The organism is Crassaminicella thermophila (assembly GCF_008152325.1).
Taxonomy (GTDB): domain Bacteria; phylum Bacillota; class Clostridia; order Peptostreptococcales; family Thermotaleaceae; genus Crassaminicella_A; species Crassaminicella_A thermophila.
The window spans coordinates 1,073,470-1,098,913 of record NZ_CP042243.1; the positions used below are offsets into that span (position 1 = coordinate 1,073,470).

At 30.7% G+C, this 25,444-nt stretch carries 20 protein-coding genes and 1 tRNA gene; 14 read left to right on the plus strand and 7 right to left on the minus strand.

Features of this window, described 5'->3' with window-relative positions:
- Positions 1 to 7: 7 nt before the first annotated feature.
- The 4 genes from FQB35_RS05065 to FQB35_RS05075 all read left to right on the plus strand — a co-directional run bounded on the left by FQB35_RS05065 (position 8) and on the right by FQB35_RS05075 (position 3,559).
- A complete protein-coding gene (locus tag FQB35_RS05065; protein WP_148808942.1) occupies positions 8 to 973 on the plus strand; it encodes a sugar ABC transporter substrate-binding protein in 966 nt (321 codons plus the stop codon).
- Between the two features lie 130 nt (positions 974 to 1,103).
- A complete protein-coding gene (locus tag FQB35_RS15795) occupies positions 1,104 to 1,241 on the plus strand; it encodes a hypothetical protein (RefSeq protein ID WP_168198248.1) in 138 nt (45 codons plus the stop codon).
- Positions 1,242 to 1,477: 236 nt separating this feature from the next.
- Entirely contained in the window at positions 1,478 to 2,026 is a 549-nt protein-coding gene (locus FQB35_RS05070) for an OB-fold-containig protein (protein WP_207707349.1), read from the plus strand.
- A 15-nt stretch (positions 2,027 to 2,041) separates the two neighbouring features.
- A complete protein-coding gene (locus FQB35_RS05075) occupies positions 2,042 to 3,559 on the plus strand; it encodes a flotillin family protein (RefSeq protein WP_148808944.1) in 1,518 nt (505 codons plus the stop codon).
- 322 nt (positions 3,560 to 3,881) lie between these two features.
- Here the strand turns inward: FQB35_RS05075 and FQB35_RS05080 are convergent, their stop codons facing one another.
- Positions 3,882 to 4,292, minus strand: a complete 411-nt coding sequence (locus tag FQB35_RS05080; protein WP_148808945.1) for a RusA family crossover junction endodeoxyribonuclease — start codon at positions 4,290 to 4,292, stop codon at positions 3,882 to 3,884.
- Between the two features lie 127 nt (positions 4,293 to 4,419).
- On the opposite strand from FQB35_RS05080, the gene lepB reads away from it, so the two are divergent.
- Positions 4,420 to 4,941, plus strand: coding sequence for a signal peptidase I (lepB, locus tag FQB35_RS05085; protein WP_148808946.1), 522 nt, complete (start codon positions 4,420 to 4,422; stop codon positions 4,939 to 4,941).
- A gap of 22 nt (positions 4,942 to 4,963) precedes the next feature.
- Here lepB and hydA read toward each other — a convergent pair whose 3' ends face one another.
- Positions 4,964 to 6,361 (minus strand): dihydropyrimidinase, encoded by a 1,398-nt coding sequence (gene hydA, locus FQB35_RS05090; RefSeq protein WP_269902715.1) that lies wholly within the window; start codon positions 6,359 to 6,361, stop codon positions 4,964 to 4,966.
- Between the two features lie 84 nt (positions 6,362 to 6,445).
- The gene (locus FQB35_RS05095) at positions 6,446 to 7,975 is read right to left on the minus strand and encodes an NCS1 family nucleobase:cation symporter-1 (RefSeq protein WP_148808948.1); all 1,530 of its coding nucleotides are present in this window, start codon (positions 7,973 to 7,975) and stop codon (positions 6,446 to 6,448) included.
- A 558-nt stretch (positions 7,976 to 8,533) separates the two neighbouring features.
- Here FQB35_RS05095 and FQB35_RS05100 point away from each other — a divergent pair.
- Both FQB35_RS05100 and FQB35_RS05105 read left to right on the plus strand, forming a co-directional pair.
- The gene (locus FQB35_RS05100) at positions 8,534 to 10,903 is read left to right on the plus strand and encodes a Lon protease family protein (protein ID WP_148808949.1); all 2,370 of its coding nucleotides are present in this window, start codon (positions 8,534 to 8,536) and stop codon (positions 10,901 to 10,903) included.
- Positions 10,904 to 11,135: 232 nt separating this feature from the next.
- The gene (locus FQB35_RS05105; RefSeq protein WP_148808950.1) at positions 11,136 to 12,323 is read left to right on the plus strand and encodes a glycine C-acetyltransferase; all 1,188 of its coding nucleotides are present in this window, start codon (positions 11,136 to 11,138) and stop codon (positions 12,321 to 12,323) included.
- Between the two features lie 24 nt (positions 12,324 to 12,347).
- On the opposite strand, the gene FQB35_RS05110 is transcribed toward FQB35_RS05105, so the two are convergent.
- Genes FQB35_RS05110 through FQB35_RS05120 form a run of 3 tightly spaced genes read right to left on the minus strand, consistent with a single transcriptional unit; the run spans position 12,348 to position 17,189 of the window.
- Positions 12,348 to 12,926, minus strand: a complete 579-nt coding sequence (locus FQB35_RS05110) for a TetR/AcrR family transcriptional regulator (RefSeq protein ID WP_148808951.1) — start codon at positions 12,924 to 12,926, stop codon at positions 12,348 to 12,350.
- Positions 12,927 to 12,939: 13 nt separating this feature from the next.
- Positions 12,940 to 16,062 (minus strand): efflux RND transporter permease subunit, encoded by a 3,123-nt coding sequence (locus tag FQB35_RS05115; RefSeq protein ID WP_148808952.1) that lies wholly within the window; start codon positions 16,060 to 16,062, stop codon positions 12,940 to 12,942.
- A gap of 11 nt (positions 16,063 to 16,073) precedes the next feature.
- Positions 16,074 to 17,189, minus strand: coding sequence for an efflux RND transporter periplasmic adaptor subunit (locus tag FQB35_RS05120; RefSeq protein ID WP_148808953.1), 1,116 nt, complete (start codon positions 17,187 to 17,189; stop codon positions 16,074 to 16,076).
- Positions 17,190 to 17,667: 478 nt separating this feature from the next.
- Here FQB35_RS05120 and FQB35_RS05125 point away from each other — a divergent pair, with 478 nt between their 5' ends.
- The 3 genes from FQB35_RS05125 to FQB35_RS05135 all read left to right on the plus strand — a co-directional run bounded on the left by FQB35_RS05125 (position 17,668) and on the right by FQB35_RS05135 (position 20,824).
- Positions 17,668 to 17,949: a DUF503 domain-containing protein gene (locus tag FQB35_RS05125; protein ID WP_148808954.1), complete on the plus strand. Its 282-nt coding sequence runs from the start codon at positions 17,668 to 17,670 to the stop codon at positions 17,947 to 17,949.
- Between the two features lie 30 nt (positions 17,950 to 17,979).
- Positions 17,980 to 18,615, plus strand: a complete 636-nt coding sequence (nth, locus tag FQB35_RS05130; protein WP_148808955.1) for an endonuclease III — start codon at positions 17,980 to 17,982, stop codon at positions 18,613 to 18,615.
- 187 nt (positions 18,616 to 18,802) lie between these two features.
- Complete coding sequence (locus FQB35_RS05135; protein ID WP_148808956.1) at positions 18,803 to 20,824, plus strand: cell division protein FtsA; 2,022 nt, start codon at positions 18,803 to 18,805, stop codon at positions 20,822 to 20,824.
- Between the two features lie 33 nt (positions 20,825 to 20,857).
- Here the strand turns inward: FQB35_RS05135 and FQB35_RS05140 are convergent.
- Positions 20,858 to 20,932 (minus strand) — tRNA-Met (locus FQB35_RS05140).
- Positions 20,933 to 21,182: 250 nt separating this feature from the next.
- Here FQB35_RS05140 and FQB35_RS05145 point away from each other — a divergent pair.
- From FQB35_RS05145 to cobU, 4 genes are all read left to right on the plus strand, one after another.
- Positions 21,183 to 22,616, plus strand: a complete 1,434-nt coding sequence (locus FQB35_RS05145; RefSeq protein ID WP_168198249.1) for a VanW family protein — start codon at positions 21,183 to 21,185, stop codon at positions 22,614 to 22,616.
- A gap of 17 nt (positions 22,617 to 22,633) precedes the next feature.
- Entirely contained in the window at positions 22,634 to 23,320 is a 687-nt protein-coding gene (locus FQB35_RS05150; RefSeq protein ID WP_148808958.1) for a DUF2225 domain-containing protein, read from the plus strand.
- A gap of 77 nt (positions 23,321 to 23,397) precedes the next feature.
- Complete coding sequence (locus FQB35_RS05155; protein ID WP_207707350.1) at positions 23,398 to 24,750, plus strand: lipase family alpha/beta hydrolase; 1,353 nt, start codon at positions 23,398 to 23,400, stop codon at positions 24,748 to 24,750.
- A gap of 122 nt (positions 24,751 to 24,872) precedes the next feature.
- Positions 24,873 to 25,433, plus strand: a complete 561-nt coding sequence (cobU, locus tag FQB35_RS05160) for a bifunctional adenosylcobinamide kinase/adenosylcobinamide-phosphate guanylyltransferase (protein ID WP_148808959.1) — start codon at positions 24,873 to 24,875, stop codon at positions 25,431 to 25,433.
- Positions 25,434 to 25,444 lie beyond the last annotated feature (11 nt).

The following is a 25,444-nucleotide window of genomic DNA, read 5'->3' on the forward strand; positions in this document are numbered from 1 at the left end:
GGATTTTATGAAAAAATTAAATATATGGCTAGTCATTTGTTTATTATTGATAGCTATATTGGCTGGATGTTCTTCTGCAGAAAATAATAAAAATTCTAAGGAGGTTAAAAAGGAAGAACATGCTATAAAAATAGGTGTTTCTATTTCAGACTTTGATGATGTTTGGCTTATGTATATGAAGGATGCAATGGAATCTTATGGGAAAACTTTAGGAGGAAAAGTTGAAGTGGTTTTTGTGGATGGGAAAGATGATGCAAACAAGCAGTTAGCGCAAGTAGAAAACTTTATTGCACAAGAGTTTGATGTTATTGTTGTGAATCCAGTAAATACTCAAGCAACACAGCCAATGACAGATGCTGCTTTACAAGCTGGAGTGAAATTAGTATATGTAAATAGGCTACCAGATTATTTACCAGAAGGAGTTACTTTTGTAGGATCTGATTCTGTTATAGCAGGAAATCTTCAAATGGAGTATCTAGCTGAAAAATTAAATGGAAAAGGAAATGTTGTAATTATGCAAGGATCTTTTGATAGTGAAGCAACTTATAATCGTACAGATGGCGTTAAGATGATTGCAGATAAATATCCCAATATACATATCATAAAAGTAGATACAGCTAATTTTTCAAGAGAAGAAGGGATGATGCTTATGGAGAATTGGCTTTCTACAGGCGATCAAATAGATGCAGTTGCAGCGAATAATGATGAAATGGCTATTGGTGCAATTCAAGCGATTGAGGCTGCTGGTAAACTAGGAGAAATTCTAGTGGGAGGGATAGATGCTACACCAGAAGCACTTTCAGAAATGGAAAAAGGAAGACTTGCTTGTACTATATTTCAAGATGCAACGGGACAAGGAGAAGGAGCAATTAAAGCAGCATATAATTTAGCTATAGGAAAAAACGTTGAACAGAAAGTTTGGATACCTTTTCAGCTTGTAACGCCTGAAAATATAGATAAATTTAAGAAATAATTATAAAGTAATATAGCAATATATTCTTCCCGTAAAAAATAAACAGTATAATCGTCTAATTAGATGATATGCTCCCTTTATGGTAGACAGTTAAAATAATGAAACTGTCGCCATGGGGGGAGTATTTTTTATGGGAAGAAAAAGTAAATTTTCATATGCGGTAAAAATTTCAGCTGTTGAGGATTATCTTTCCGCTGAACGCAGCATGACTCAAATCGTTAACGAATTAGAGATTGTAAAAAGTATGGGTTCTAAATTATCAGGCTAATAGCCCAGAAAGCTTAATGGAGTGCCCTAAGAATAGATTTTACTCTTAATTCTAATTCTGTAATCTTTAATCTCTTATTAGTCAAACTTGTAAACTGGTGTTAAAAGAATTTATTGAATATATAAACATTAGAGGAATTATTTGGGAAATGTCGAATATACTATTTTGGAATAAATTTCTATATTTGAGCATCATAGGTATAAAGCAGAAGGGAGGCGATTATAGAAAGAATGCTTATGATTTATAAAATTACTTTTATAACTGGTATTTTGTATGCTGTTACTTCTTTAGTATTGGGACATTTATTTGATGCGGTAGATATGGACTTTGATGGAGATATGCATATTCATTTTTTTACAATTTTACCTATTAAGCCTATTACTATTATTGCCTTTATTACTGTATTTGGAGGAGTAGGGATTATGTGTAGTAACAAAGGAGTAAGGCCAATTTTTACTTTTTTGATTGCTATATTCCTTGCTTATGCTATCGCCTTATTGGTTTACAGGTTTATAATGATTCCCTTATATAAGGTACAAAATACTAGTGCTGCATCACAAAAAGAATTGATAGGACTAGATGCAGTTGTAAAATCTTCTATTATGGAAAGGGGTTTTGGACAGATAGCTTATGTAAAAAATGGGAATACATATTATTCTCCCGCAAAGCATGTGAAAGGGGAATATATAGAAGCAGGAACAAAAGTTTTTATAGTAGATATAAAAGATAATATCTATTATGTAGAAAAAAAGAATTTCTATTATGAAATAGAAGTAAATATTTAAAAGGAGATGAAGTAAATGGGAGAATTTTTAATACCTATAGGGATTGTAGGTGTAATTATTATTTTAGTGATTGGTGTTTTGTCTATGTGGAAAAAGGTTCCACAAGATAAAGCAATTGTTGTAACAGGATTAAAAAAGAGAGTGATATCAGGAGGAGGGGGGCTTGTAATACCTTTATTCGAAAGAACTGACTTGATTTCACTAGAAAATATGAAGATTGATATTAGAACAGAAAGAGCATTAACAGAGCAAGGGGTAGGCATTATTGTAGATGGGGTTACTGTCATTAAGGTAAAATCAGATGAAGAATCTATTTACTCAGCAGTAGAGCAATTTAATACAGGACGCGAAGCAGAAACTATTGAGTTTGTAAAAGAGACCGCAAAGGATGTATTAGAAGGAAAATTACGTGAGATTATTTCAAAAATGACTGTAGAAGAAATCCATCAAGATCGAGAAAAATTTTCTTCACAGGTTCAAGAGGTAGCAGCGGTAGATCTTGCCGGAATGGGACTTGAGATAAAGGCTTTTACAATTAAAGATATTTCAGATACAAATGGATACTTAGATGCTTTAGGAAAGAAAAGAATCGCAGAAGTAAAAAGAGATGCAGAAATTGCTGAAGCTAATGCAAGAGCTGAAAGGGATATAAAAAAAGCTCAAGCTGAAAGAGAAGCAAAAGTCAATACGGCTATTGCTTTTAAAGAAGGAGAGAAGGCAAGACTTGAAGCAGAAACGGAAATCGCAGAATTTAGCAAGAATAAGGAATTAAAGGTACAAGCATATAGAAAAGACCAGGAAACAGAAAAGGCAAAGGCTGACCTTGCTTACGAAATTGAGGGCAATAAGGTTAGAAAAGAAGTGACTGAAACAGAAATGGCTGTAGAGCTTCTTAAAAAGGAAAGAGCTATTGAAATTGCAGAAAGAGAAGCTGCAAGACGTGAAAAAGAACTTGAAGCAAATGTTAAAAAGCAAGCAGAAGCACAAAAATATAAGGATATTCAAGAAGCTGAAGCGAGAGCTCAAGCTATGAAATTAGAAGCAGAAGCAAAAAGATTTAAGGAAATTCAAGAAGCAGAAGCACGTGCTACAGCTATTAAGATAGAAGGGGAAGCTAAGGCTGAAGCTATCAAATTAGAAGGGGAAGCAGAAGCGAAGGTTATTGAACAAAAAGGTATAGCAGAAGCTGAAGCAATGGCTAAGAAAGCAGAGGCCTTCAAGCAATACAACGAAGCTGCTGTTATTCAAATGCTTGTTGAGAAATTACCTGAAATTGCAAAAAGCATTTCAGAGCCTCTTTCAAAAACAGAAAAAATTGTTATTGTGGATAATGGAGGAGATGGAAAAAATAATGGTGCAGCTAAGGTTTCAAACTATATAAGCAGTATGATATCACAAGTTCCAGAGGTTGTAGAAGCTACAACTGGAATCAATTTGTTAGATCTTCTTAAAGATAAAGTAGATGTAAAGCATGTAAACAAACAAGAAAAAATAGAAGAGAATGATCATTTCTTTGAGAAGGTAGAAGGTTAAAGTAAAGGCATCTCCTTAGGATAGAAATTATTCTTAGGAGGTGCCTTTGCTAATTATATTGTAGATAAATAATTTGAAAATGAACGTTAAACAAATACATTTCCTTAACCTTTCTTTCTCTCTATTTCTTTCAGTACGTCTAATCTTATGATATTCTCATTCATTTTTTATTCTGAAAAAGTATATCAGTTTTTTGTAACTTTTCCTACATTTTCATTATGCCATTGGAATATCGTAATCAGACCTTAGTAGCATAATTTTTTACTTGTCTACTTGACAGGGAGCAGTTCAGATGATTATACTGTTTATTTTTTATAAAGAATTATGAATTGATTGGTTCAATAGAATAACTTACTTTATATTTACTACATTCATATAGTTCTATTTCAATTCTAGGATTTTCTTTGTCAATATAATCAAATAGCAAAACAGGTTTTAGTTGTTTATCATTTTCGATGATTCCGCTTTTTTCAATACCGTCGCAGATACTTTTAGGATAATTGTGTAAATCACCCATTCTACGATTTTGGAAATAAAGCTTTATAATTGTAATGATACTTCCCTTTAAAGGCTCACCATTATATTGCTGGTTAATGTATCCTGCAATTTTATTTTCGTATGCAATGTATTTACTGTGTTTACCTTGCTTAGGCATCCAAATATGTCCATGTATATTTTTAAGTTTAAAATTAGATTTGCTAATGGGTTTACCTGGTACAGTTATTTTTATCATTTTTACACCTCCACAGGATATTCTAACATATTCACTGCATATAATAAATTAATAAAATATTTTCATTGTATTATAAAAAATTCATAAATGGAAATAATGCATATAAAAGCTTTTAGGATGTGATTATATGTTAGAAGGTCTATTTAAGAGATGCTTTGTTTTTATAGCTATATTAATTTTCATAGAGAGGTTTATTTTTGGATTTACAATTGTACAAGGCATGTCTATGCAGCCTACACTTCATAATAATGATAAATTATTTATTAATAAGATTATATATTTATTTACAAAACCTAAGTATGGAGATATTATTATCTTTCATCCTCCTATTGAAGAAAGAAAAAATGAATTATTTATTAAACGTGTAATTGCTGTAGAAGGGGATGTATTTTTAATAAAAGAAGGTAGATTATATATTAATGGTAAAGAAATAAATGAATCATATATTTGCAATGAGGAATATAAAGAAAGATTATATCAAGTAACTAGTGGAAAGGTACCAAAAGGTATGGTATTTGTAATGGGAGATAATAGAAATGATAGCAATGATAGCAGATGCTTTGGATTCGTTCCGACGAATAATATAGAAGGAAAAGCGGATATTCGAATATTACCGATAGATTCTATACAAGTTTTTTCTATCCAATAGAAAAGGGAGATTTTTCTCCCTTTTATTTACGACCTTTGCATTTTATAAATTGACCATGGCCTGGTGTACCTAAAAACTGACCATCTTTATATACAAGTTTACCTCTGCTGAAAGTCATTACTGGATATCCTTTAAGTTCTATACCTTCCCAAATAGTATGATCAACATCAGAATGCATATTTTCCTTAGAAACAACAAACTTTTTATTTGGATCATAAATTACAATATCTGCATCACTTCCTGCTGCGATTGTACCTTTTTGAGGTGCACAACCAAATATTTTTGCTACATTTGTAGAACAAACTTCTACAACTTTATTAAATGAAATACGTCCTTTATTTGCTTCGCTTAACATATATGGGTAAAGATTTTCTATGCCCATACAACCATTTGGAATTTTTGTAAAATCATCTTTTCCCCAATCTTTTTCATAGCTTTGGAATGGACAATGATCAGTTGCAACAGTTTGAATACTACCATTAAGAATACCTTTCCAAAGTGCTTCTTGACTTTCTTTCCCTTTTATTGGAGGAGAGCAAACAAAGTTTCTTCCATCTTCACGTTTATATACTTCATTTGTAAAGTGTAAATATTGTGGGCAAGTTTCTGCATAAATTTCATACCCTTCATTACGTGCTTTAGTTACTTCTTCTAAACCTTCTTTGTTTGCAAGATGAACAATATAAAGAGGAGCATCAAAAGCTTTTGCCCAGTGAATAGCGCGTTTATTTGCTTCCGCTTCTACAAATTCTGGACGACTTAAGTAATGATACCAAGCAGATGTTTTTCCTTCAGAAAGGAATTTTTCTATACGCATATCAATTAAATCTGGATTTTCAGCATGTACAGCAATTAAAGCACCAATATCTTTTGATTTTTCTAATGCTTTTGCAAGTACACCATCGTCTACCATCAAACCTTCTTTTTTATATACCATGAAAAGTTTAAAGCTAGGAACACCATATTCTACAGATTCTTTCATTTCTTCTAATATTTCAGGTGTTAAATCTGTAATTGCAGTGTGAAAAGAATAGTCAACACATGCTTGTGGATCACAAATGGTGCGTCTTCCTTCAACAGCTTCAATAAGACCTTGACCTTTTCTTTGAATAACAAAATCGAATACGGTTGTTACACCACCACAAGCTGCAGCACGAGTTCCAGCTTCATAGCTATCGGCAGATGTAGTTCCACCAAAAGGCATTTCTAAATGAGTATGTGCATCAATAGCTCCTGGTAATACATATTTTCCAGAAGCATCAACTAATTTTGCTCCTTCTGTTTGAGTAATATTTTTGCCAATCATAATAATTTTACCATCTTCAACAGCAATATCAGCTTTATAAGTATCTGTAGCAGTAATAATAGTACCATTTTTAATAACTAAATCCATAATGTCATTCCTCCTTAACGTATTGATTATTATTTTAATTGCTGTATATACAGCAATTTATTTTCGTTATGAAAGAGGGTTCAGCATATACCGATCCCTCTTATAAAAGTATTAAGCATTTTCAGGGTTTTGTACTCTTTCAGTAATCTGCAATTCTTCTTCAGCTGAAACAAGAGAGGAAGTATCATTTTTCATTAAAACAGGATAAATAACAATTGCAAAAAGGAATCCTATTATCCAACCGTTTTCAGCAAAGAAACTTAAACTAGGAATTACTTTTCCAAGTAATGGAAGAATTGCGGCGAGTATCCATGTATATACTGCTTTTTTATTAAAACCATTATTATACCAATAACGGCTTTCTTCACCTTTGAAAAGATCATCAAGATCAATAACCTTTTTACGATAGATATAGTAATCAGCAATATACATACCAGCAAGAGGGCCTAAAAATAGACCATAAGTTCCCAACCATCCAAAGATATATGCACCAGCACTTGAGAGAAGTTTCCAAGGCATTATGGCAACACCAGCAAAACCAGTTATTAGTGCACCTGTTCTATAAGAAATTTTTTGTGGGTTTAAGTTAGAAATACCGTTTGCTGGAGCAACAACATTTGCAGCTATATTTGTGGTTAATGTAGCAACAGCAATACCAATTGCTCCAAGTAAAGCGGCAATAGGACTACCGATATTTGCAACAACTGCTACAGGATCCCAAAGAAATTCACCAAAAATAATACCAGTTGCACCTGTAACGAAAACACCGACAAAGGCAAATGCTGCCATTGTTGTTGGTAAGCCAAGTAACTGACCTCTAAACTGATCTTTTTGACTTTTTGCATAACGGCTAAAATCAGGAATGTTTAATGCAAGGGTAGACCAGAAAGCAATATTTGCAGTTAAGCCTGATAAGAATATTTTCCAAAATTGGCCTGGTTTATAAGTTGCAGGCATATTTAAGACATCACTGACACTTTTACCTAGTGCATGAACATTTTTTAAAGCCCAAATCATAAGTCCTAAAGAAAGAACACCAAGGATAGGAGCTCCCCATGATTCCATGAACTTGATTGCTTCTTCTCCTTTGTAAGCAATCCATACATTTAAAGCCCAGAAGATAAAGAATGATACCCAAATACCACCTGACCAAGCAGCCCACGTAGGACTCATAACACCGATAACAGCATTTAAAGCGCCGCCACCGATCCAACATTGAATACCGAACCATCCTGCAGCTATAACTGCACGAGCAATTGAAGCAATATGAGAACCTTTAATACCAAAAGCCAAGCGAGCGAAAACAGGATATGGAATTCCATATTTTGTACCTGCATGAGAATTTAGCTGCATAGGGATTAAAACGATTAAGTTCCCTAAGCATATATTCAAGATTGCCTGCCACCAAGAAAGACCAGCAGCCATTAATCCAGATGCCATCATATATGTAGGAATACAAACAGACATACCAACCCATAAAGCAGCAATGTTATAAGTTTTCCAAGTTCTTTCCGACAATTTAGTTGGTGCTAAATCATCATTATAGTATACGTTATTTTTCAAATTATTACGTGCACTTTCAGTTAATTCAAAAAGGCCATTTACTTCCCGTTGCGTTCGAATCTTAATATTTTCTGCCATTAAGCATACACCCCCGTAAAATATAAAAGCATAAAATGAATAGAAAGTAGAATTATTAGAAATTCACCTCCTTATTTGAGAAATTTATAGAATTGGCAATAGATAAGATGTTTAGTATTAAACTATAGTATTTGCAATATTTGTGCCAAAGCTGATTTAGGCAAAAAAGCTTATAAACAGAGAGGTTGTTTTCAGAAAAATAATAAAATTTTGAAAAACAGATACATTTCTGAATCGGGAAATATGAAAGAATATATAGAATATTATTAAAATACGAAGAATGCTTGTATTATACAAATTTCGTTCAGATTTATTTTTGTATCATTAATTATAATATAAAATTCTATAAAGTATTAAAAATCGCCATAGATCAATAAGTATTTTTTATGATAAATGATACATAAACGAATCAAAAATGATAATATTAATGATTATTTGCATAAAAATATATAATTACGTTTTAAATTATGATTTTTGAAAAATAATTGGAGAGATGGACAAGAAGTATGAATAAAATGGATTAAGGACTTATAGATAAGGAAGATAAGGGGGATGATTATGAACAAATACAAAGAACTACCTTATACAAAATTAAAAAAAATGTATAACCCCGATAACTTCACTTTTAATTCCACAGAAGAATTAATGGCTGTTGAAGGAATCATAGGGCAAGATAGAGCTGCAAAGGCAATGGAATTTGGGTTAAGAGTTAAAAATGCAAAATATAATATATTTGTTGTTGGATTAAAGGGGACAGGGAAAAAAAGTTATGTAAAAAAAATTGTTGAAAAGAATGCAAAGGGAGAAAATATTCCAGATGATTGGTGTTATGTTTACAATTTTGATAATTCTAGTCGTCCCATTGCGTTAAATATGCCTCCTGGAATGGGAAAAATATTTTGTGATGATATGAATGAATTAATAAACGAACTATTGGAAGAGGTGCCAAAAGCATTTACAGATGAAGAGTATGAGAAAGAGAAGTCAGAAATTATTAAAAAATATCAAGAAGAAAGGAATAAATTATTTGATCAACTAACGCAATATTGCTTAGACAATGGTTTTGCTATAAAAAATACGAATAAGGGGTTTGCACTTGCTCCATTAATAGATGGAAAAGCAATTAGTGATTTAGAATATCAAGAATTGGATCAAGAACAGAAAAAAGAGATTGAGAGAAAGGCAGAAAATGTAGAAATAAAATCTATAGAATTATTAAAAAAGATAAAAGGCATTGAGCTAAAAGCTAAAGAAGACATAGAAGCATTAGACAATGAAATAGCAAGATTAATTGTAAAGCCATTTATAGATGCACTGATTGATAAGTATAAAGAACATAATAAAGTAATAACATACTTAAAAAAAGTAGAAGAAGATATTATTGAAAACATATATGATTTTGATTTATCAGGAGAGGAACAAGAGGAAGCATTTGAAGATGGCTTTTTAAAAAAATATAAGGTAAACTTATTTATTGATAATAGTGAAAATATTGGTGCTCCTGTAATTGTTGAATATAATCCAACGTATCAAAATCTTATAGGAAAAATTGAGTATGAAAATGAGCAAGGAACATTAAAAACAGATTTTACAATGATTAAACCAGGTGCTATTCATAAAGCGAATGGAGGTTATTTAATACTTCAGGCCAATCAAGTTCTTTTAAATATTAAATCGTGGGATGCATTAAAAAGGGTATTAGAGACAGGAGAAGTATGTATTGAGAGTCTTAGAACACAACTAGGAATTGTTGATATTATTTCTTTAAAGCCTGAACCTATACCAACAAACTTTAAAGTAATACTTATCGGGAATCCATATATATATCATCTTTTATATTCTTATGAGGAGAATTTTGAAAAGCTATTTAAGATTAAAGTAGATTTTGACTCTGTAATGGAAGCAAAGACAGAGAATGCTTTTAAAATAGCTCAATTTATTAGTTCATATTGTAAGGAGGAAGGTCTTAAGCATTTAGATGCTGGTGGTGTTGCAAGAATTTTAGAATATAGTCACCGTATTTCAGGAACACAGAAAAAACTCACAACAAGATTTGATAAACTTATAGAAATATTAATTGAAGCAGATGTTTGGGCTGAAATAGATCATAGCGAATTTATCACACAAGATCATGTGAAAAAGGCATATTTAGAAAAGGTTTACAGAAACAATAAAATAGAAGAAAAGATTGAGGAAATGTACAAAAATGGAAAAATATTATTTGATATGAAAGGAAAAAAAGTAGGAAAAATTCACGGATTATCAGTTATTGATTTAGGAGATTATATGTTTGGAAAGCCATCTGTTATTACTGTTACAACTTTTGCTGGAAATAAAGGGATTGTAAATATTGAAAGAGAAGTGGATATGAGTGGAAGTATTCATGATAAGGGAATTATGATTTTAGAAGGATATCTTTGTGAAAAATTCGCACAAGAGCACCCATTATCATTAACAGCAAAAATTTGTTTTGAACAAAGCTATAGTGGAATAGATGGAGATAGTGCATCTAGTACAGAACTTTATGCTTTATTATCAAGTTTAAGTGATACACCTATAAAGCAGTATATTGCAGTAACAGGTTCTGTAAATCAAAAAGGAGAAATACAGCCGGTAGGAGGTGTAAGTGAAAAGATTGAGGGTTTCTTTGCTTTATGCAAGCATTATGGCCTTACAGGAGAACATGGGGTAATGATTCCACATCAAAATATAGAAGATTTGGTGCTTAATGATGAAGTAATAGAAGCGGTGAAGAAAGGAAAGTTTCATATCTATCCAATTGCTACAATTAGAGAAGGGATAGAAATATTGACGGATAAAGAATTTGATGAGATTTGTGACAGTGTAAAAAATAAACTGAATCAATATGAAGGCTCAGAAAATAGCTCATCAAAATTTAGAGGAAATAGGTTTTTTAGGAGGAAATAGGGATTGGATTATATCCAGTCTCTATTTTTTTAGAATGCATTAGAAAGAGGAATTTCTATAGCTTTGTTGAATAGAAAAAATTACATATTATCGATTAATTTTCATATGTATGAATAAGAAATGGATAAGGTTTATTGCTACAAAAAATAAAATAGGGAATAATAAGGATTAAAATGAAAAATACAATATTTTAGTAATTTTTAGGGAAAAATCTAAGAAGGAGGTTTTTATTATGACAAATATTCATGAACTACCTTTTTTAAAAGAAAAAATTGAAGAACTAAAAAAAGAAGGAGTTTATAGAAAACTCCCGGTACTTGAGGGGCCAAATGAGGCGGAGATTATTTTAAATGGTAAAAAAGTAATAAATTTATCTTCCAATAACTATTTAGGATTTGCAAATCATCCAAGACTGAAAAAAGCGGCTATTGATGCGGTACAAAAGTATGGGGTCGGAGCGGGAGCTGTAAGAACAATTATAGGTAATATGGATATTCATGAAGAAATGGAAAGTTTATTGGCAAAATTTAAAAGAGAAGAAGCTGTTATGTCATTTCAATCTGGATTTAATTGTAATGCAGGAGCCATACAGGCTATTACAGAGGATGGGGACTTAATTATTTCTGATGAATTAAATCATGCAAGTATTATTGATGGAGCAAGACTTAGCAAGGCAAAAAAGACAGTATATAAGCATAATGATATGGATCACCTTGAAAAAGTGTTAAAAGAAAATAAAGACAAATATAAAAATATACTCATCATTACAGATGGTGTATTTAGTATGGATGGGGATATTGCAGATTTACCATCAATTGTAGATTTAGCAGAAAAATATGGCGCAATGACTTATGTTGATGATGCTCATGGTTCAGGGGTATTAGGTGAAAGTGGACGTGGAACTGTAGATCATTTTAATTTGCATGGTAGGATTGATTTTAGTATCGGTACTTTATCAAAGGCTATCGGTGTTATTGGAGGATATGTAGCAGGGAGTAAAATTGCTCAAGATTGGTTAAACCATAGGGGAAGACCAATTTTATTTAGTACAGCTCTTCCTCCAGCAGCTGTTGGTGCAATTATTGAGGCGATAAAAATGCTTATGGAAACTACAGAATATACGGATAGATTATGGGAAAATGCCAAGTATTTTAAGGAGAAATTAGGAAAATTAGGATTTGATACAGGAAATAGTCAAACACCAATTACTCCTGTAATTATTGGTGAGGAATCTAAGACAATGGATTTTTCAAGAAGGTTATTTGATGAAGGGGTTTTTGTTTCAGGAATTGTATTTCCAACAGTGCCAAAAGGAACTGGTAGGGTAAGGTGTATGGTAACAGCAGGGCATACAAAAGAACAATTAGATAGAGCAGTAGCAGCATTTGAGAAAGTTGGAAAAGAAATGCATTTAATTTGATAAAAAAGAAATAGGTGGATTCACCTATTTCTTTATGCCATGCAATAATATATCATGTAAATCTTCTATATTTATTTCTTTTGAAAAATCATCCTTTGCAAAAATCTTGCTATAGAGTATATGATGGACGCTTCCCATAAATGTTAATGCAGCAGTATAAGGATTTATTTTTCTAAAAATATTTTTATCAATACCCTCTTTTATAGCATTTGCAATAAGATTAATTAATTTTTTTCGTTTTTTGCCCATAATTTGATGTACATCTATACCAATACTATGGGCTTCTTGCATAAATAATTGTGCTAGATCGCCGTGCTTTGTCATTATTTTTTCTTCAAGAAGAATATAATATTTGAATTTATTAGTGATATTTTTTTCTTCATTCATAACTTTTAATACTTTATTATAATATTGATCTGCAAGATATTCCATCATTTCTATAAACAATTGTTTTTTGCTGTCAAAATATTCATATATTGTGCCTTTTCCTACACCTGCTTCAGTAGCAATGTCACTAACCTTTGTTTTATGAAATCCTTTTTTACAAAACATTTTTATTGAAGCTTCAATAATTAATTGTTTTTTTCCTTTTGTATTATCCATTTGAACCTCCGAGCTAAAGCTTTACATGAATTTTTTCTTTTTTTCTTTTAGGTTTTAATTTAGTTTTTATTTTAATTAGGATATCATCAAAAATGGTGTATACAACAGGTATAAAGGCTAGTGTAAGAACTGTTGATAATAATAAGCCACCTACAACAACTGTAGCCATTGGAGCTTGTGTTGATGCACCTTCTCCAATACCTAAAGCAAGGGGAAGTAAGCCTAATACTGTGGTTAATGTTGTCATAAGAATAGGTCTAAATCTTATGGCTGCTGCTTTGGTAATGGCTTCTCTTCTTTTTAGTCCTCTTTCTCTTAGTTGATTAATATAATCTATTAAAACAATGGCATTATTTACAACGATACCAGAGAGCATGATAATTCCAATAAATGCTGGAACGGATAAAGAACGTCTTGTTATAAAAAGGCCAATAAAACCACCAGATAGTGCAAATGGAACAGAAAGCATTACAGTAAAAGGATGAAGCAATGATTCAAATTGTGATGCCAAAATCATATATACGATAATGATTGATAGGATCAAAGCTTTTGCAAGACTTGAGAATGCTTCCATCATATCTTGATGTTGTCCTGTAAAGCTATAATGATAACCTGATGGTAATGGATATTTTTCAAGTTCTTTTTTTATATCATCTGTTACAGATTTTAAATCTCTTCCAGATAATTGAGATGAAATATTTACTGTTCGAATTTGATTGATTCTTTTAATCTGTGTAGGAGAATTTCCATATTCTATATTTGCTATCTGTCCAATAGGAACCATAATACCTGTAGGAGATTTTATTAATATTTGCTTCATATTTTCAATAGATTTTTTTGCTCTATCATCCAAAGAAATATTTATATCAATTTCATCTCCATCGTATTTGAAATTAGTAGCTTTTACTCCGTCAATTGCTGCTTTAAGGATGTTTGCTAAATCATATGTGCTGATACCATAAAAAGAAGCTATTTCTCTGTTTAAAACTACTCTTGCTTCTGGTTCTCCTTCTTCTGTATCTAAGCCTACTTCTGCTGTACCTGGAATAGATTTTACAATTGCTTCAAAATCTTTACCTATTGATTTTAGTAGTTGAATGTCATCACCTTTTAGTTCTATTTCAATGGCAGCACTTTGAGGACCTCCTTTAAGCATTGAGGAAGTTTCACTAACAGTGATATTTGCACCAGCAATTGTTGACACTTTATTTCTTACTTCATTTACAATTTCTTCTGTAGAGCGTTTTCTATACTTTTCTTTTTTTAATGTACATATTACTGTTGAACTGTTTGATACGGATGTAGAAAATCCTAAACTTGATGAAACTATGGTGAAAATTTTTTCTTTTTCAGGAATATCTGAAACAATTTTTTCTACTTGTTTAACAATTTTATCGGTATCTTCTAAGCTAGTACCAAATGGAACTTCTACATTTACATTAAACATTCCTTCATCTTCTTTTGGAAAGAATTCTCCACCGATCATACTAACTAAAGCAGTAGAAGATATTAATATAGCTAATCCAACCAATACAGTTATTTTTCTATGTTTTAGTGTAAATTTTAATATTTTTCCATAAAATTTTGATATATAATCTATAAACTTTGAAAAAGAGTCTAGTATTTTTCCTAAAGAAATACCTGAATGTTTTCTTGCTTTTACTTCGCCAACTTTAAGTATTTTAGATGATAACATTGGTACAACTGTAAGAGATATTATTAAAGAAGCAAGTAATGAAAATGTTACTGTAAAAGAAAGTTGTTTGAATACAATAGATGTAAAACCTTTTACAAAAACAATTGGTAAGAATACAGCGATTGTTGTCATTGTAGAAGCGAATACTGCCATTCCAACTTCTTTTGCTCCGAGGATTGCAGCTTCTTTTCTTGAGTATCCTTCTTCTCTATAACGATAAATGTTTTCTAAAACAACTATTGAGTTGTCAACAAGCATTCCTATTCCTAATGCTAATCCTCCTAAAGAGATTAAGTTTATTGTAAGATCTCCAAAAAACATAAGAGCAAAGGTAGAAATAATTGATACAGGAATAGCAATACCAACAATAAAAGTTGAACGTATATTTCTTAAGAATAAATATAAAATTACAACAGCAAGTAAACCACCAACTATTGCATTTTTTGTAACATTATTGATTGATTTATTGATGAATTCTGATTGATCCATTCCTATAACTATGTTGATTTGAGGATAATCTCTTTCAACAGCAGAGATTTCCTTTAGTACTTTTTCTGCAACCTTCACTGTATTTGCAACAGATTGCTTTTTAATTCCAATCCCTAGTGCATTTTTTTTATTTACTCTTATTAAACTTTCTCTTTCTTTGTAACATAATTCAATGCTAGCTATATCAGAAAGCTTTATGATTTCCCCATTTCTAAGGACAATAGGGACTGATTTAATATCATTTATGCTTTTGAATTCACCAGTTGTTCTTGCTAATAATTCTTTAGAACCTTTATTTACTTTGCCACCAGGCAAGTTTAAGTTTTCAGATCTTAATATATTTTTAATTTGAGGTAATGTTAATCCATAACCAGATAATTTTTCTTGGTCTATCTTTATTCGTACTTCTCTTTCATTTCCACCGAATATATCAACAGATGCTACTCCATCTATCCTTTCAAATCGAGATGATATTTCATCTTCAATAAGGCGTTGGAGTTTTCCTTTTTCCATATCAGAAGAAATACCTAGTTGTATGATTGGCTGTGCATTTGGATCTATTTTAAGAACCATAGGTGTAGATGCGTCATCGGGTAAAGCACCTTTTACTAAGTCAACTTTTTCTCTCATTTCAAGAGCAGCTATATCCATGTCTACATCGGATTCAAATTCTGCTACAATAATAGCATTTCCTTCTCTAGAGTAAGAAGATAGTTTTTTTAATTTATTAACAGTAGCAATAGATTTTTCTAGTGGTTTTGTAATAAGGGTTTCGATTTCCTCAGGTGCTGCTCCACTATAATTTACAGAAACAATTGCTACTGGAATTTCCATTTCAGGATAAAGATCAATTGGGAGCATATTCAAGCAAACAGCACCTAATAGAATTGCTATTAGCATAAACATGAGGGTGCTAACAGGTCTATTGACCGATATTTTTGATAAATTCATAATACCAACTCCTATTTAATAATTTCTATTTTGTTTCCTTCTTCTAAGTAGTTTTGACCTTTTATAACGATAATGTCACCCTCTTTTAATCCTTTTAGTATTTCAACATACTTACCATTATCAAGACCTAATGATACTTTCTGTTCTTTTGCTTGATTATTATCAATTAGAAATACTACTTCATTTCCATCCTTTATGACTATTGCATCAGATGGAATTGCAATTATATTTTCTTTTTTATCAGAAACTATGCTAATTTCTGCGAACATACCAGCTTTTACTAAAGCATCTTTATTATCTAAAGCTATTTTTATAGGATAAGTAAGACCATTTTTTGTAGGGGCTGGAGATAAAGCTGAAATTTTTCCTTTAAAAGGTTTTTGACTGGCTGATTTTATAAATACATCAACCTCATCTCCTTTATGAACCTTATTTATAAGATGTTCAGATATAGATGTTTCGATAATTACTGTGTCTAAGTTTGCAATAGTTACAGCAGGCATGTTAGATGAAGCCATTTCTCCTTTATTGATACCTACAGAAGTAATAAAACCAGAAATTGGAGCTTTAACGATACAATCTGAAAGCTTCAATTTTGCATTTTCAAGATTTATTCTTGCTTGTTCTACTGAAGCTTTTGCAGCTTCTAATTTTGCATCTGATGCTTGAAGTTTTGATTGTTCAAATGCTTGTTTAGAAATGGCACCTTGTTTGTATAAGACTTTACTTCTTTCGAAATTTCTTTTACTGTTTTCAAAACTTTCTTTTGTTAAATTAAAATTTGCAACAGCAAGATTATATGCTGCTTCGGCTTGTTTTACGGCATTTAACATATCTTGCTGATCTAATTTAAAAAGTATATCTCCCTTTTTAACTCTATCACCAATTTCAACATTTACGCTTGTTACCTTTCCAGGAATTTTAGGAACTATGCTAGATTCTTCAAAAGGTTTTATTTTTCCTGATAATGTAGTTTTAAGTATTAAATTCTTTTTTGATACTTTTTCAGTTTTTACACGGATTAACTTTTCTTGTTTTGCAAAAACCTTATTTTTCTTTTCACAGCCTGTTGATAATAGAGTAATCAATAAAATTGCTGTGAATATTAAGATGATTTTTCTTTTCATTCTATCCCTCCAAAACTGACCAGTCGGTCAATGTATTTTTAAGTAAATTTTATATGTATAGAATAGAAGAGTCAAGAAAAACTTTTTTATAATACATGAACGTATTATTATAATTTTTTACTGTATAATATAGATAAACAATTTAAAAAAGAAAAATAAAAAAACGTTCATTCCAGATAACTTTTGAAAAAACTAAACTTCATTCCATGAAAAAATACTAAACCTTCAAAACTCACGTTCGTTCAAACAATGAAGGTTTTTAACGTATTTTTTTATGTAATTTCAGTAAGTTTTTTTAGCAACGGAAATCTCGAATGAAATAAAGAGATTTCGTTGGCGATATGAGCAGTTGCAAAATCAACATGCGAATTTTAAGCAAAAGTTATCAGAGTCATTCACTTATCTTTTTATATTTCTTTTTTAAATATCGATATTGTTTATCTTTATAAATATATGAATTTTACATGAGGTGATGATAATGATCGTAGGAACATGTAGTATGGAGCTATTTATGTATGAGCCGAATTCATTAAAAGAAAAAAGACAAATTATTAAGAGCCTAATTGGCAGGATTCAATCAAGATTTAATACTTCGATAGCAGAGGTAGATATGCATGATAGATGGAGAAGTGCGGTTATAGGATTTGCTTGTGTGAGTACAACTAGCAAACATGCAAATCAAATGCTTCAGAATATAATAAAGTTTATAGAATGGGATAATAGGGTAGAAATTATAAAGTATAATATTGAAATATTGTAGGCTTTTTAAAATAAGCCGGATGGAGGAATTATGAATAGGAAAGTAAAAAAAATATTAGATTTGCTAAGTAAAGAATATCCAAATGCAGCATGTGAGTTAAATTACAATACGCCTTTTCAACTTTTAATTGCTACTGTATTGTCTGCTCAAACAACTGATAAAAAAGTAAATGAAGTTACCAAAGATTTGTTTAAAAAATATCCAACTGTATATGATTTTTCAAAATTAACAATACAAGAATTAGAAAACAAAATTAGAAAAATTGGACTTTATAGAAATAAAGCTAAAAATATTCTAAAAACAGTGAAGATATTAATAGAAAAATTCAATGGAGAAGTGCCTAGTAATTTTGATGATTTGGTGTCTTTGCATGGAGTGGGTAGAAAAACTGCTAATGTAATTTTAGCAAATGCATTTAATATTCCAACTATTGCTGTTGATACTCATGTTTTTAGGGTAAGCAACAGAATTGGATTAGCAAGCTCTGATGATGTTTTACAGACAGAGTATGATCTTCAGAAAAACATTTCTAAAGAAGAATGGATTCATGCACATCATTTATTAATATGGCATGGAAGAAATATATGTACTGCAAGGAAGCCAAAGTGTGAAATATGTCCTATAAATATGTATTGTAAATATTATAAAGAATTATATGATTCCTAAAATTGACTCCGGAATATCCGGAGTTTTTGCTATAGAATTTAGTAATTTAATGTAAATTTATTTTTATAGTATATTATTGTTGTATAATATTTTATTAAGATGATTAAGGAAAAATAGAGAGGAAAATGTAAAATTATGAAGAATATAATAAAAAGCTGAAGTTTCAAAATTGAAAGAGGTGCAAAAAATGGCAGAATCTACGATAGTCAGAGTAAGTCCTCATGAAATTATTTTTTCACTAGATATTGGAACAAAGAGTGTTGTTGGTATTATAGGGAAAAAAGAAGAAGATAAATTTTATATAATAGATTTTGAGATCATGGAATATTCAAGTCGTGCAATGTATGATGGACAAATCCATGATATTGATAAGGTTGCAAATGTTGCAAGAAAAGTAAAGGAAAATCTTGAAAATCGATTAGGTTTTAAACTGACACAAGTGGCAATAGCTGCTGCTGGTAGAGCATTAAAGACTTGTCGTGTTCAAGTAAGTAGAGAAATTGATAGCACAAAAGAAATTGATCAAACTATGATTAACAGCCTAGAAATGGAAGGTATTCAAAAGGCACAAGAAATGTTAGATGAAGAGATGAATTCTACGGATACAAAGTACTATTGTGTAGGCTATACGGTTGTAAATTATTACTTGAATAATAGTATAATAACGTCTCTTAAGGGGCATAAAGGCGATAGGATAGATGCTGATATTTTAGCTACTTTTTTACCTCATATTGTTGTAGATAGTTTATATACGGTAATGAATAAAATAGGATTAGAAGTGATGCATTTAACTCTTGAGCCTATTGCTGCGATTCATGTTTCAATTCCTCCAAAATTAAGATTGCTAAATTTAGCTTTGATAGATATTGGAGCTGGCACATCAGATATTGCAATTACTCAAGATGGAACAATTGTATCCTATGCAATGGCATCTGTTGCAGGAGATGAAATAACAGAAGCAATTGCAAAAGAGTTTTTGCTTGATTTTGATACTGCAGAAAAGTTAAAAATAGAATTAAACAAAAAAGATAGCCATACATTTGAAGATATTGTTGGAATTTCATATACTATGACAACGGAAGAAATAATAGAAAAAATAGCAGATGTAATTGAAAATCTTGCTTCTGAGATAGCAAAGAAAGTAATTCAGTATAATGGAAAATCACCAAGTGCAGTATTTTGTATAGGAGGAGGAAGTCAAATTCCTACTTTAACAAACTATTTGGCGACTAAATTAGGATTAAGACAAGAAAGGGTAGTTGTTAGAGGGACTGAGATCATTGAGAATGTAGAATTTGAGTGTAATGAACTTAAAGGACCAGAATTTATTACACCAATTGGCATAGGCATTATTAGTGTAAAAGATGGAGAAGATAATTTTATACGTATATGTGTTAATGAAAATACTATTCAATTGTTCCATGCAAAAAAGCTTTTTGTATCTGATGCTTTAATTAAAGCTGGATTTAATGCTAAGAAGCTTATTGCTAGAAGGGGAAAAAATTTAAATATTACTGTAAATGGAGAAAAGAAAATCATCAAAGGCGGTATAGGAGAACCAGCAAAGATATACTTAAATGGAAAGCTTAGTAGCTTAGATGCTCAAATTAATAATAAAGATGAGATTATAGTTGAAACAGCTGTTGATGGTTTAGATGCATGTTTATCTTTAAATGAGTTTATAAAAGACATAAATTCTGTAAATTTTAATGGTTTAGACATAAGTCTAATTAATAAATTATTGGTAAATGGAAAAGAAGTTTCAATGGAATACCAAATAAAAGATGGTGATAGTATTACGTTTGTAAAGATTAATACTGTAGAGGAACTTCTAAATAGATTTAATATGCATTATCAGGATTATTGTGTATATGTAAATGGGTCAGAGGTAGGAAAAGACTTTGTATTATCTCATAAAGACGAAATTGTTACTAGCAAGAGAAAACAAACATTAGCAATAGAGAAGAAAGATAAAGAGATAAGTAAATCCAATCAAAAAAATCATACTATTGAGGTTTTTGTAAATGAAGAAAGAATTCAGATACAAAAGAAAGAAAGACAACTTATTTTTGTAGATATATTCGATTATTTTGATTTTGATAGAACGAAGGTAAAAGGGATACTTGTTTTAAAATTAAATGGCGAGAGAGCTAATTATACCGATAAGATAAAAGATGGAGATAAGATAGAGATTTATTGGGGAAAATAAAATAAACTAGAGAAGTTTCTCTAGTTGTTTTTTTGGTTGCGGAGGCAGGATTTGAACCTACGACCTTCGGGTTATGAGCCCGACGAGCTACCACTGCTCCACTCCGCGATGATTGTTTTTCAATATTATTATATGAAGGAATTTAAAATATATTCCTTTTTTTAAAAAAAGAGGGAGATAAACTCCCTCTATCTATAAAAGGGGGAAAACGAGCTGTGGATCCATGTCCACTACATATTATGCATGTATAAAGAAAATGTGATAGAAATTTAATTCCCTATAAATTATGATGTATATTAGTAATATAGGCTTTTATAAAGAATATATATTAATAAAACACAAGAGGGGAGGAGGCACTTTGGGAATAGATAAAAAAGACAAAGTAAAAAAAACAAATGCTCGTATTGGACTTATTATTGTTTTATTAAGTTTTCTTCTTTCTACTACGGCAATAGCATTTTTTTTGCTTTATAGAGATACAATTTATGATGGTGTGACTATAGAAAATTTAGATGTTGGAGGATTATCTATTACAGAGGCGCAGAAAAAAATTAGAAACCATTTTGACAAGCTATTGGAAGATGGGAAAATTCATTTTGTTTATGGAGATAAAGTCTGGCATATTAATAGTGTAGATATAGGGGTTACATATGATTATATAAGTGCTGTGAATAAAGCTTATAGTATTGGAAGAGAAGGGAATTATTTTGAAAGATTGCAAGAAATACTTTCTTTATATAAAATGCCTCACAATATAATTTTAAAGCCTATTTACGACCATAAAAAGGTAGATAGTGTTATATATAATATACAAAATGTTATTGACAAGCCACCGAAAGATGCAACAATTCGTAGGAAAAATGGAAAATTTTTTATTAAAGATGAAGAAATAGGTCTTGTATTGAATATGGATAAAACAAAGTTACTTTTGGCGGAGGAATTGAATAAATATAGGGTGCAAAATGAAATTACAGTTGAGCTTCCTGTTGAAACGGTTTCACCTCGTATTACTTCAGAAAGTTTAAGTACTATTCATGAATTGCTAGGAGAGTATGTCACAAAATTTAATGCTGGTAATATAAGTAGAACAGAGAATATTAGATTAGCAGCAAAAGCAATAAATGGTACTGTATTAATGCCGAAAGAGACATTTTCTTTTAATGATATAGTAGGGCCAAGAACTAGGGAGAGGGGATACAAACCTGCAAAAGTAATATTTAAGGGAGAATTGGTTGAAGGATTAGGTGGAGGTGTTTGCCAGGCATCTAGTACTTTGTATAATGCTGTCTTATTAAGTAATTTAGATATTATTGAAAGATATAAACATACAATTCCTTCTACCTATGTCCCAAAAGGGAGAGATGCAACAGTTTCTTATGGGGTCTTAGATTTTAAATTTGAAAATTCATATGCTAATCCTATTTATATTGAGAGCTATGTTCGTAAAAACTTAATCATTGTGAAGATCTATGGACATAAAATATATAATAAGACTGTAAAAATAGTATCAAAAGTAAATGAAGTTGTTAAAAGACCTATTGAAATTAGATATGATAATAATTTGCTAGAAGGACAAGAAAGAATAGAACAAAAAGGAAGAGATGGATATAAAGTTACAACATATAAGATTATTTATGAAAATGGGAAAGTAATAGAAAGAAAACAGATTTCAAAAGATTATTATAAACCGCAAAAGCAAATTATTGTAAAAGGGACTAAAAAACTTCCTGTGTCCAATCAAGAAAAAATTAAATCAGAGGAAGAAAGTTCTCCTTCATCAGAAAATTATTAGCAGAAACAGGTGAGGAAATGAATCAAGCATTATATAACAAAGAGGTAAGCTGTCCTATATGCAAAAATATTTTTCATACAAAAAAGGTTAGGAGCTCTGCTATTAGGATAAAAAAAAGAGATACAGATTTTTGTGTATATTACAATGGAGAAAATCCAATTTTTTATGCAGTATTTGTATGTCCAAACTGTGGATATGCTGCATTAGAGAGTGTATTTGAAAGGATAAGCCCTACAGGGAAGAAAATAATTACGTCTAGGGTTTCAAATCAATGGGTACAAAGAGATTTTGGAGGGGAAAGAACGAATCAGGAGGCAATTGAGGTTTATAAACTTGCATTGTTGTGTGGGCAATTATCAAATGAAAAGAAAGGAATATTAGGTACTATTTGCCTTAGATTAGCATGGTTTTATAGGTTTATAGGAGAAGATAAGGAATTACATTTTTTGAAACATGCTAAGAATTGTTTTGAAGAAGCTTTTTTATATGAACAATTACCTATTGGGAATCTTGATGAAGTTTCAATGCTGTATTTATTAGGAGAACTAAATAGAAGATTAGGAAAATATGAAGATGCAATTAACTGGTTTAATAAAGCTGTAAGTAATCCAGCAATAAAGAGAAAGAAAAAGTTAGAGATGCAAGCAAGGGAACAGTGGATTCTAGCAAAGGAAGAATATAAAAAGATAAAGAGTGAAGCTTAGTATAAACAAAGGAAAAGTTGCTACAAAAGAGTAGTGACTTTTTTTCTTTTTTAATTGATATTTGGGGGAGGGTAAATATGAACCAACTATTCGTTACGCTTGGAATGTTAGAATTATTAAGACATAAATTTAATACACAAAAAAGAAAACCGATTGTATTTGTACCAGGTTTATATGGATCTATGAGCGATGAAATTATTTCTGGAACAGGAGATTGGGGATTTGGTATGGCAGCTTCTGTGTATGAACCTTTTATTAGGAGTTTGGAAGAGATGGGGTATAAAAAAAATGAGGATTTATTTATTGCATTTTATGATTGGAGAAAGGAATGTACATTTTGTGCAAGACGTTATTTAAGAGATGTAATTGATAAAGCAAAGAAAAAATGTAAAAGTAGAAAAGTGAATATTATATGCCATAGTATGGGAGGATTAGTAGCTAGAGCTTATGTACAAAGTAAAAATTATAGATATGATGTAGATCATTTAATTATGATTGCTACACCCAATGGAGGAGCTGTAAATGCATATTGTTTTTGGGCAGGAGGTATGCTTCCTTATAAAAGAAACATAAAGTCAAATATTTTTAGAACACTTTTAGAAGGTTACTTATGGGTCTTAGAGAAATTATATAGTGCTAAAAATGAAATGGAGACAATACACAAGCATCTAAAAAGTGCAAAAGATTTGCTACCAAGCCATCAATATGGAGATTATCTTTATTATTTAAATAAAGATGGAAACCTTTGTTATGTATCTTGTGAAAAAATGGCATATCAAAATGATTTTTTAAATCAATTAAATGAAAGAGAATATTTACTAAAACGAAGAAGGGTGAAGGTTACTTTAATTGGAGGAAAAGGTGTTCAGACAAATAATTACTTGCAGATTGATAAGCGTTATAAAGATAAGGAAAATAAATGGCTTGATGGAAAGGTTATAGGAATTTCTAAATCAGAAGAAGGTGATGGAACTGTAATGCTAAGAAGTGTATTTGCAATAGAAGGAGATTCTTATGTATTTCAAGCTACACATGTAGATATATTGAAAAAGTGTAGATTTGTTATAGGGAAAAAGTTAGGGATAAAGGAAAATAATATATATAGAAAAAATGATGAGTCACTGAACAATTATATAAGTATTCTTGTAAATGGAGTAGGGGACCTATTTATAAGATCTGTCACAAAAGAAGGAATTATTACAATATATGATGGGATAAAAAGTATGGATGGAGTTTATGTAGAGAAATATGATGAAGGGTTAAAATGGATTATTTTGGTAGGGATTTCAAGGGATAGACTGTATATGGAGTATATACCAAAGGAAAATGGAAAAATGGAGATTCAAATAGATGATAGTTTTGGAATGAGAAAGAAAATTCAAGAAAGAGAGGTAAGGAAGAATCAAGCTTATCGTTTGAATTTATCCTAATAGGGGTTATGACTAAAAATTGCATATTAATGAAAAATTTGATATAGTTTATTTAAAGTAAAGAAAGTCCCTGCAAATAGGGACATATTTTTTTGGAAGTTAGATTTCAAAGAGGTGATAACATGAAAGGAAAGATTACATTAGTTACAGGTGGAGCAAGAAGTGGTAAAAGTAATTATGCAGAAAAATTAGCAAAGACTTCTGTACAGCCTGTAGCATATTTGGCTACAGCTATTCCTTTTGACGAAGGAATGAAAGATAGAATTAAAAAGCATAAAGCATCACGACCAAGTGAGTGGACAACGTATGAAGGTTATAAAGATTTATACAAAATTGTAAAAGAAATTGCAAAAGAACATGGGACTATTTTGTTAGATTGTATTACGATTATGGTAACAAACTTAATGTTTGAGCATGAGGCTGACTGGGATAAAATCAGTTATGAAGCAATTGATAAAATTGAAGAGGAAATAACAAATCAGATAATGAAATTAATAGAAAGCGTTCGGAAAAATAATATTTGGTGTATTATGGTTACAAATGAGGTAGGAATGGGAATTGTACCAGATAACAGGTTATCTCGAATATATAGAGATATAGTAGGAAGGATTAATCAAATTATTGCAAAAGAAGCAGATGAGGTGTACTTTACTGTTTCTGGATTGCCTATGAAATTAAAATAGGAGGAAGTATA

Coding starts and splice junctions, on each gene's coding strand:
- FQB35_RS05065 (WP_148808942.1), top strand. CDS start 8: ATGAAAAAATTAAATATATGGCTAGTCATTTGTTTATTATTGATAGCT.
- FQB35_RS15795 (WP_168198248.1), top strand. CDS start 1,104: ATGGGAAGAAAAAGTAAATTTTCATATGCGGTAAAAATTTCAGCTGTT.
- FQB35_RS05070 (WP_207707349.1), top strand. CDS start 1,478: ATGATTTATAAAATTACTTTTATAACTGGTATTTTGTATGCTGTTACT.
- FQB35_RS05075 (WP_148808944.1), top strand. CDS start 2,042: ATGGGAGAATTTTTAATACCTATAGGGATTGTAGGTGTAATTATTATT.
- FQB35_RS05080 (WP_148808945.1), bottom strand. CDS start 4,292: ATGATAAAAATAACTGTACCAGGTAAACCCATTAGCAAATCTAATTTT.
- lepB (WP_148808946.1), top strand. CDS start 4,420: ATGTTAGAAGGTCTATTTAAGAGATGCTTTGTTTTTATAGCTATATTA.
- FQB35_RS05095 (WP_148808948.1), bottom strand. CDS start 7,975: ATGGCAGAAAATATTAAGATTCGAACGCAACGGGAAGTAAATGGCCTT.
- FQB35_RS05100 (WP_148808949.1), top strand. CDS start 8,534: ATGAACAAATACAAAGAACTACCTTATACAAAATTAAAAAAAATGTAT.
- FQB35_RS05105 (WP_148808950.1), top strand. CDS start 11,136: ATGACAAATATTCATGAACTACCTTTTTTAAAAGAAAAAATTGAAGAA.
- FQB35_RS05110 (WP_148808951.1), bottom strand. CDS start 12,926: ATGGATAATACAAAAGGAAAAAAACAATTAATTATTGAAGCTTCAATA.
- FQB35_RS05115 (WP_148808952.1), bottom strand. CDS start 16,062: ATGAATTTATCAAAAATATCGGTCAATAGACCTGTTAGCACCCTCATG.
- FQB35_RS05120 (WP_148808953.1), bottom strand. CDS start 17,189: ATGAAAAGAAAAATCATCTTAATATTCACAGCAATTTTATTGATTACT.
- FQB35_RS05125 (WP_148808954.1), top strand. CDS start 17,668: ATGATCGTAGGAACATGTAGTATGGAGCTATTTATGTATGAGCCGAAT.
- nth (WP_148808955.1), top strand. CDS start 17,980: ATGAATAGGAAAGTAAAAAAAATATTAGATTTGCTAAGTAAAGAATAT.
- FQB35_RS05135 (WP_148808956.1), top strand. CDS start 18,803: ATGGCAGAATCTACGATAGTCAGAGTAAGTCCTCATGAAATTATTTTT.
- FQB35_RS05150 (WP_148808958.1), top strand. CDS start 22,634: ATGAATCAAGCATTATATAACAAAGAGGTAAGCTGTCCTATATGCAAA.
- FQB35_RS05155 (WP_207707350.1), top strand. CDS start 23,398: ATGAACCAACTATTCGTTACGCTTGGAATGTTAGAATTATTAAGACAT.
- cobU (WP_148808959.1), top strand. CDS start 24,873: ATGAAAGGAAAGATTACATTAGTTACAGGTGGAGCAAGAAGTGGTAAA.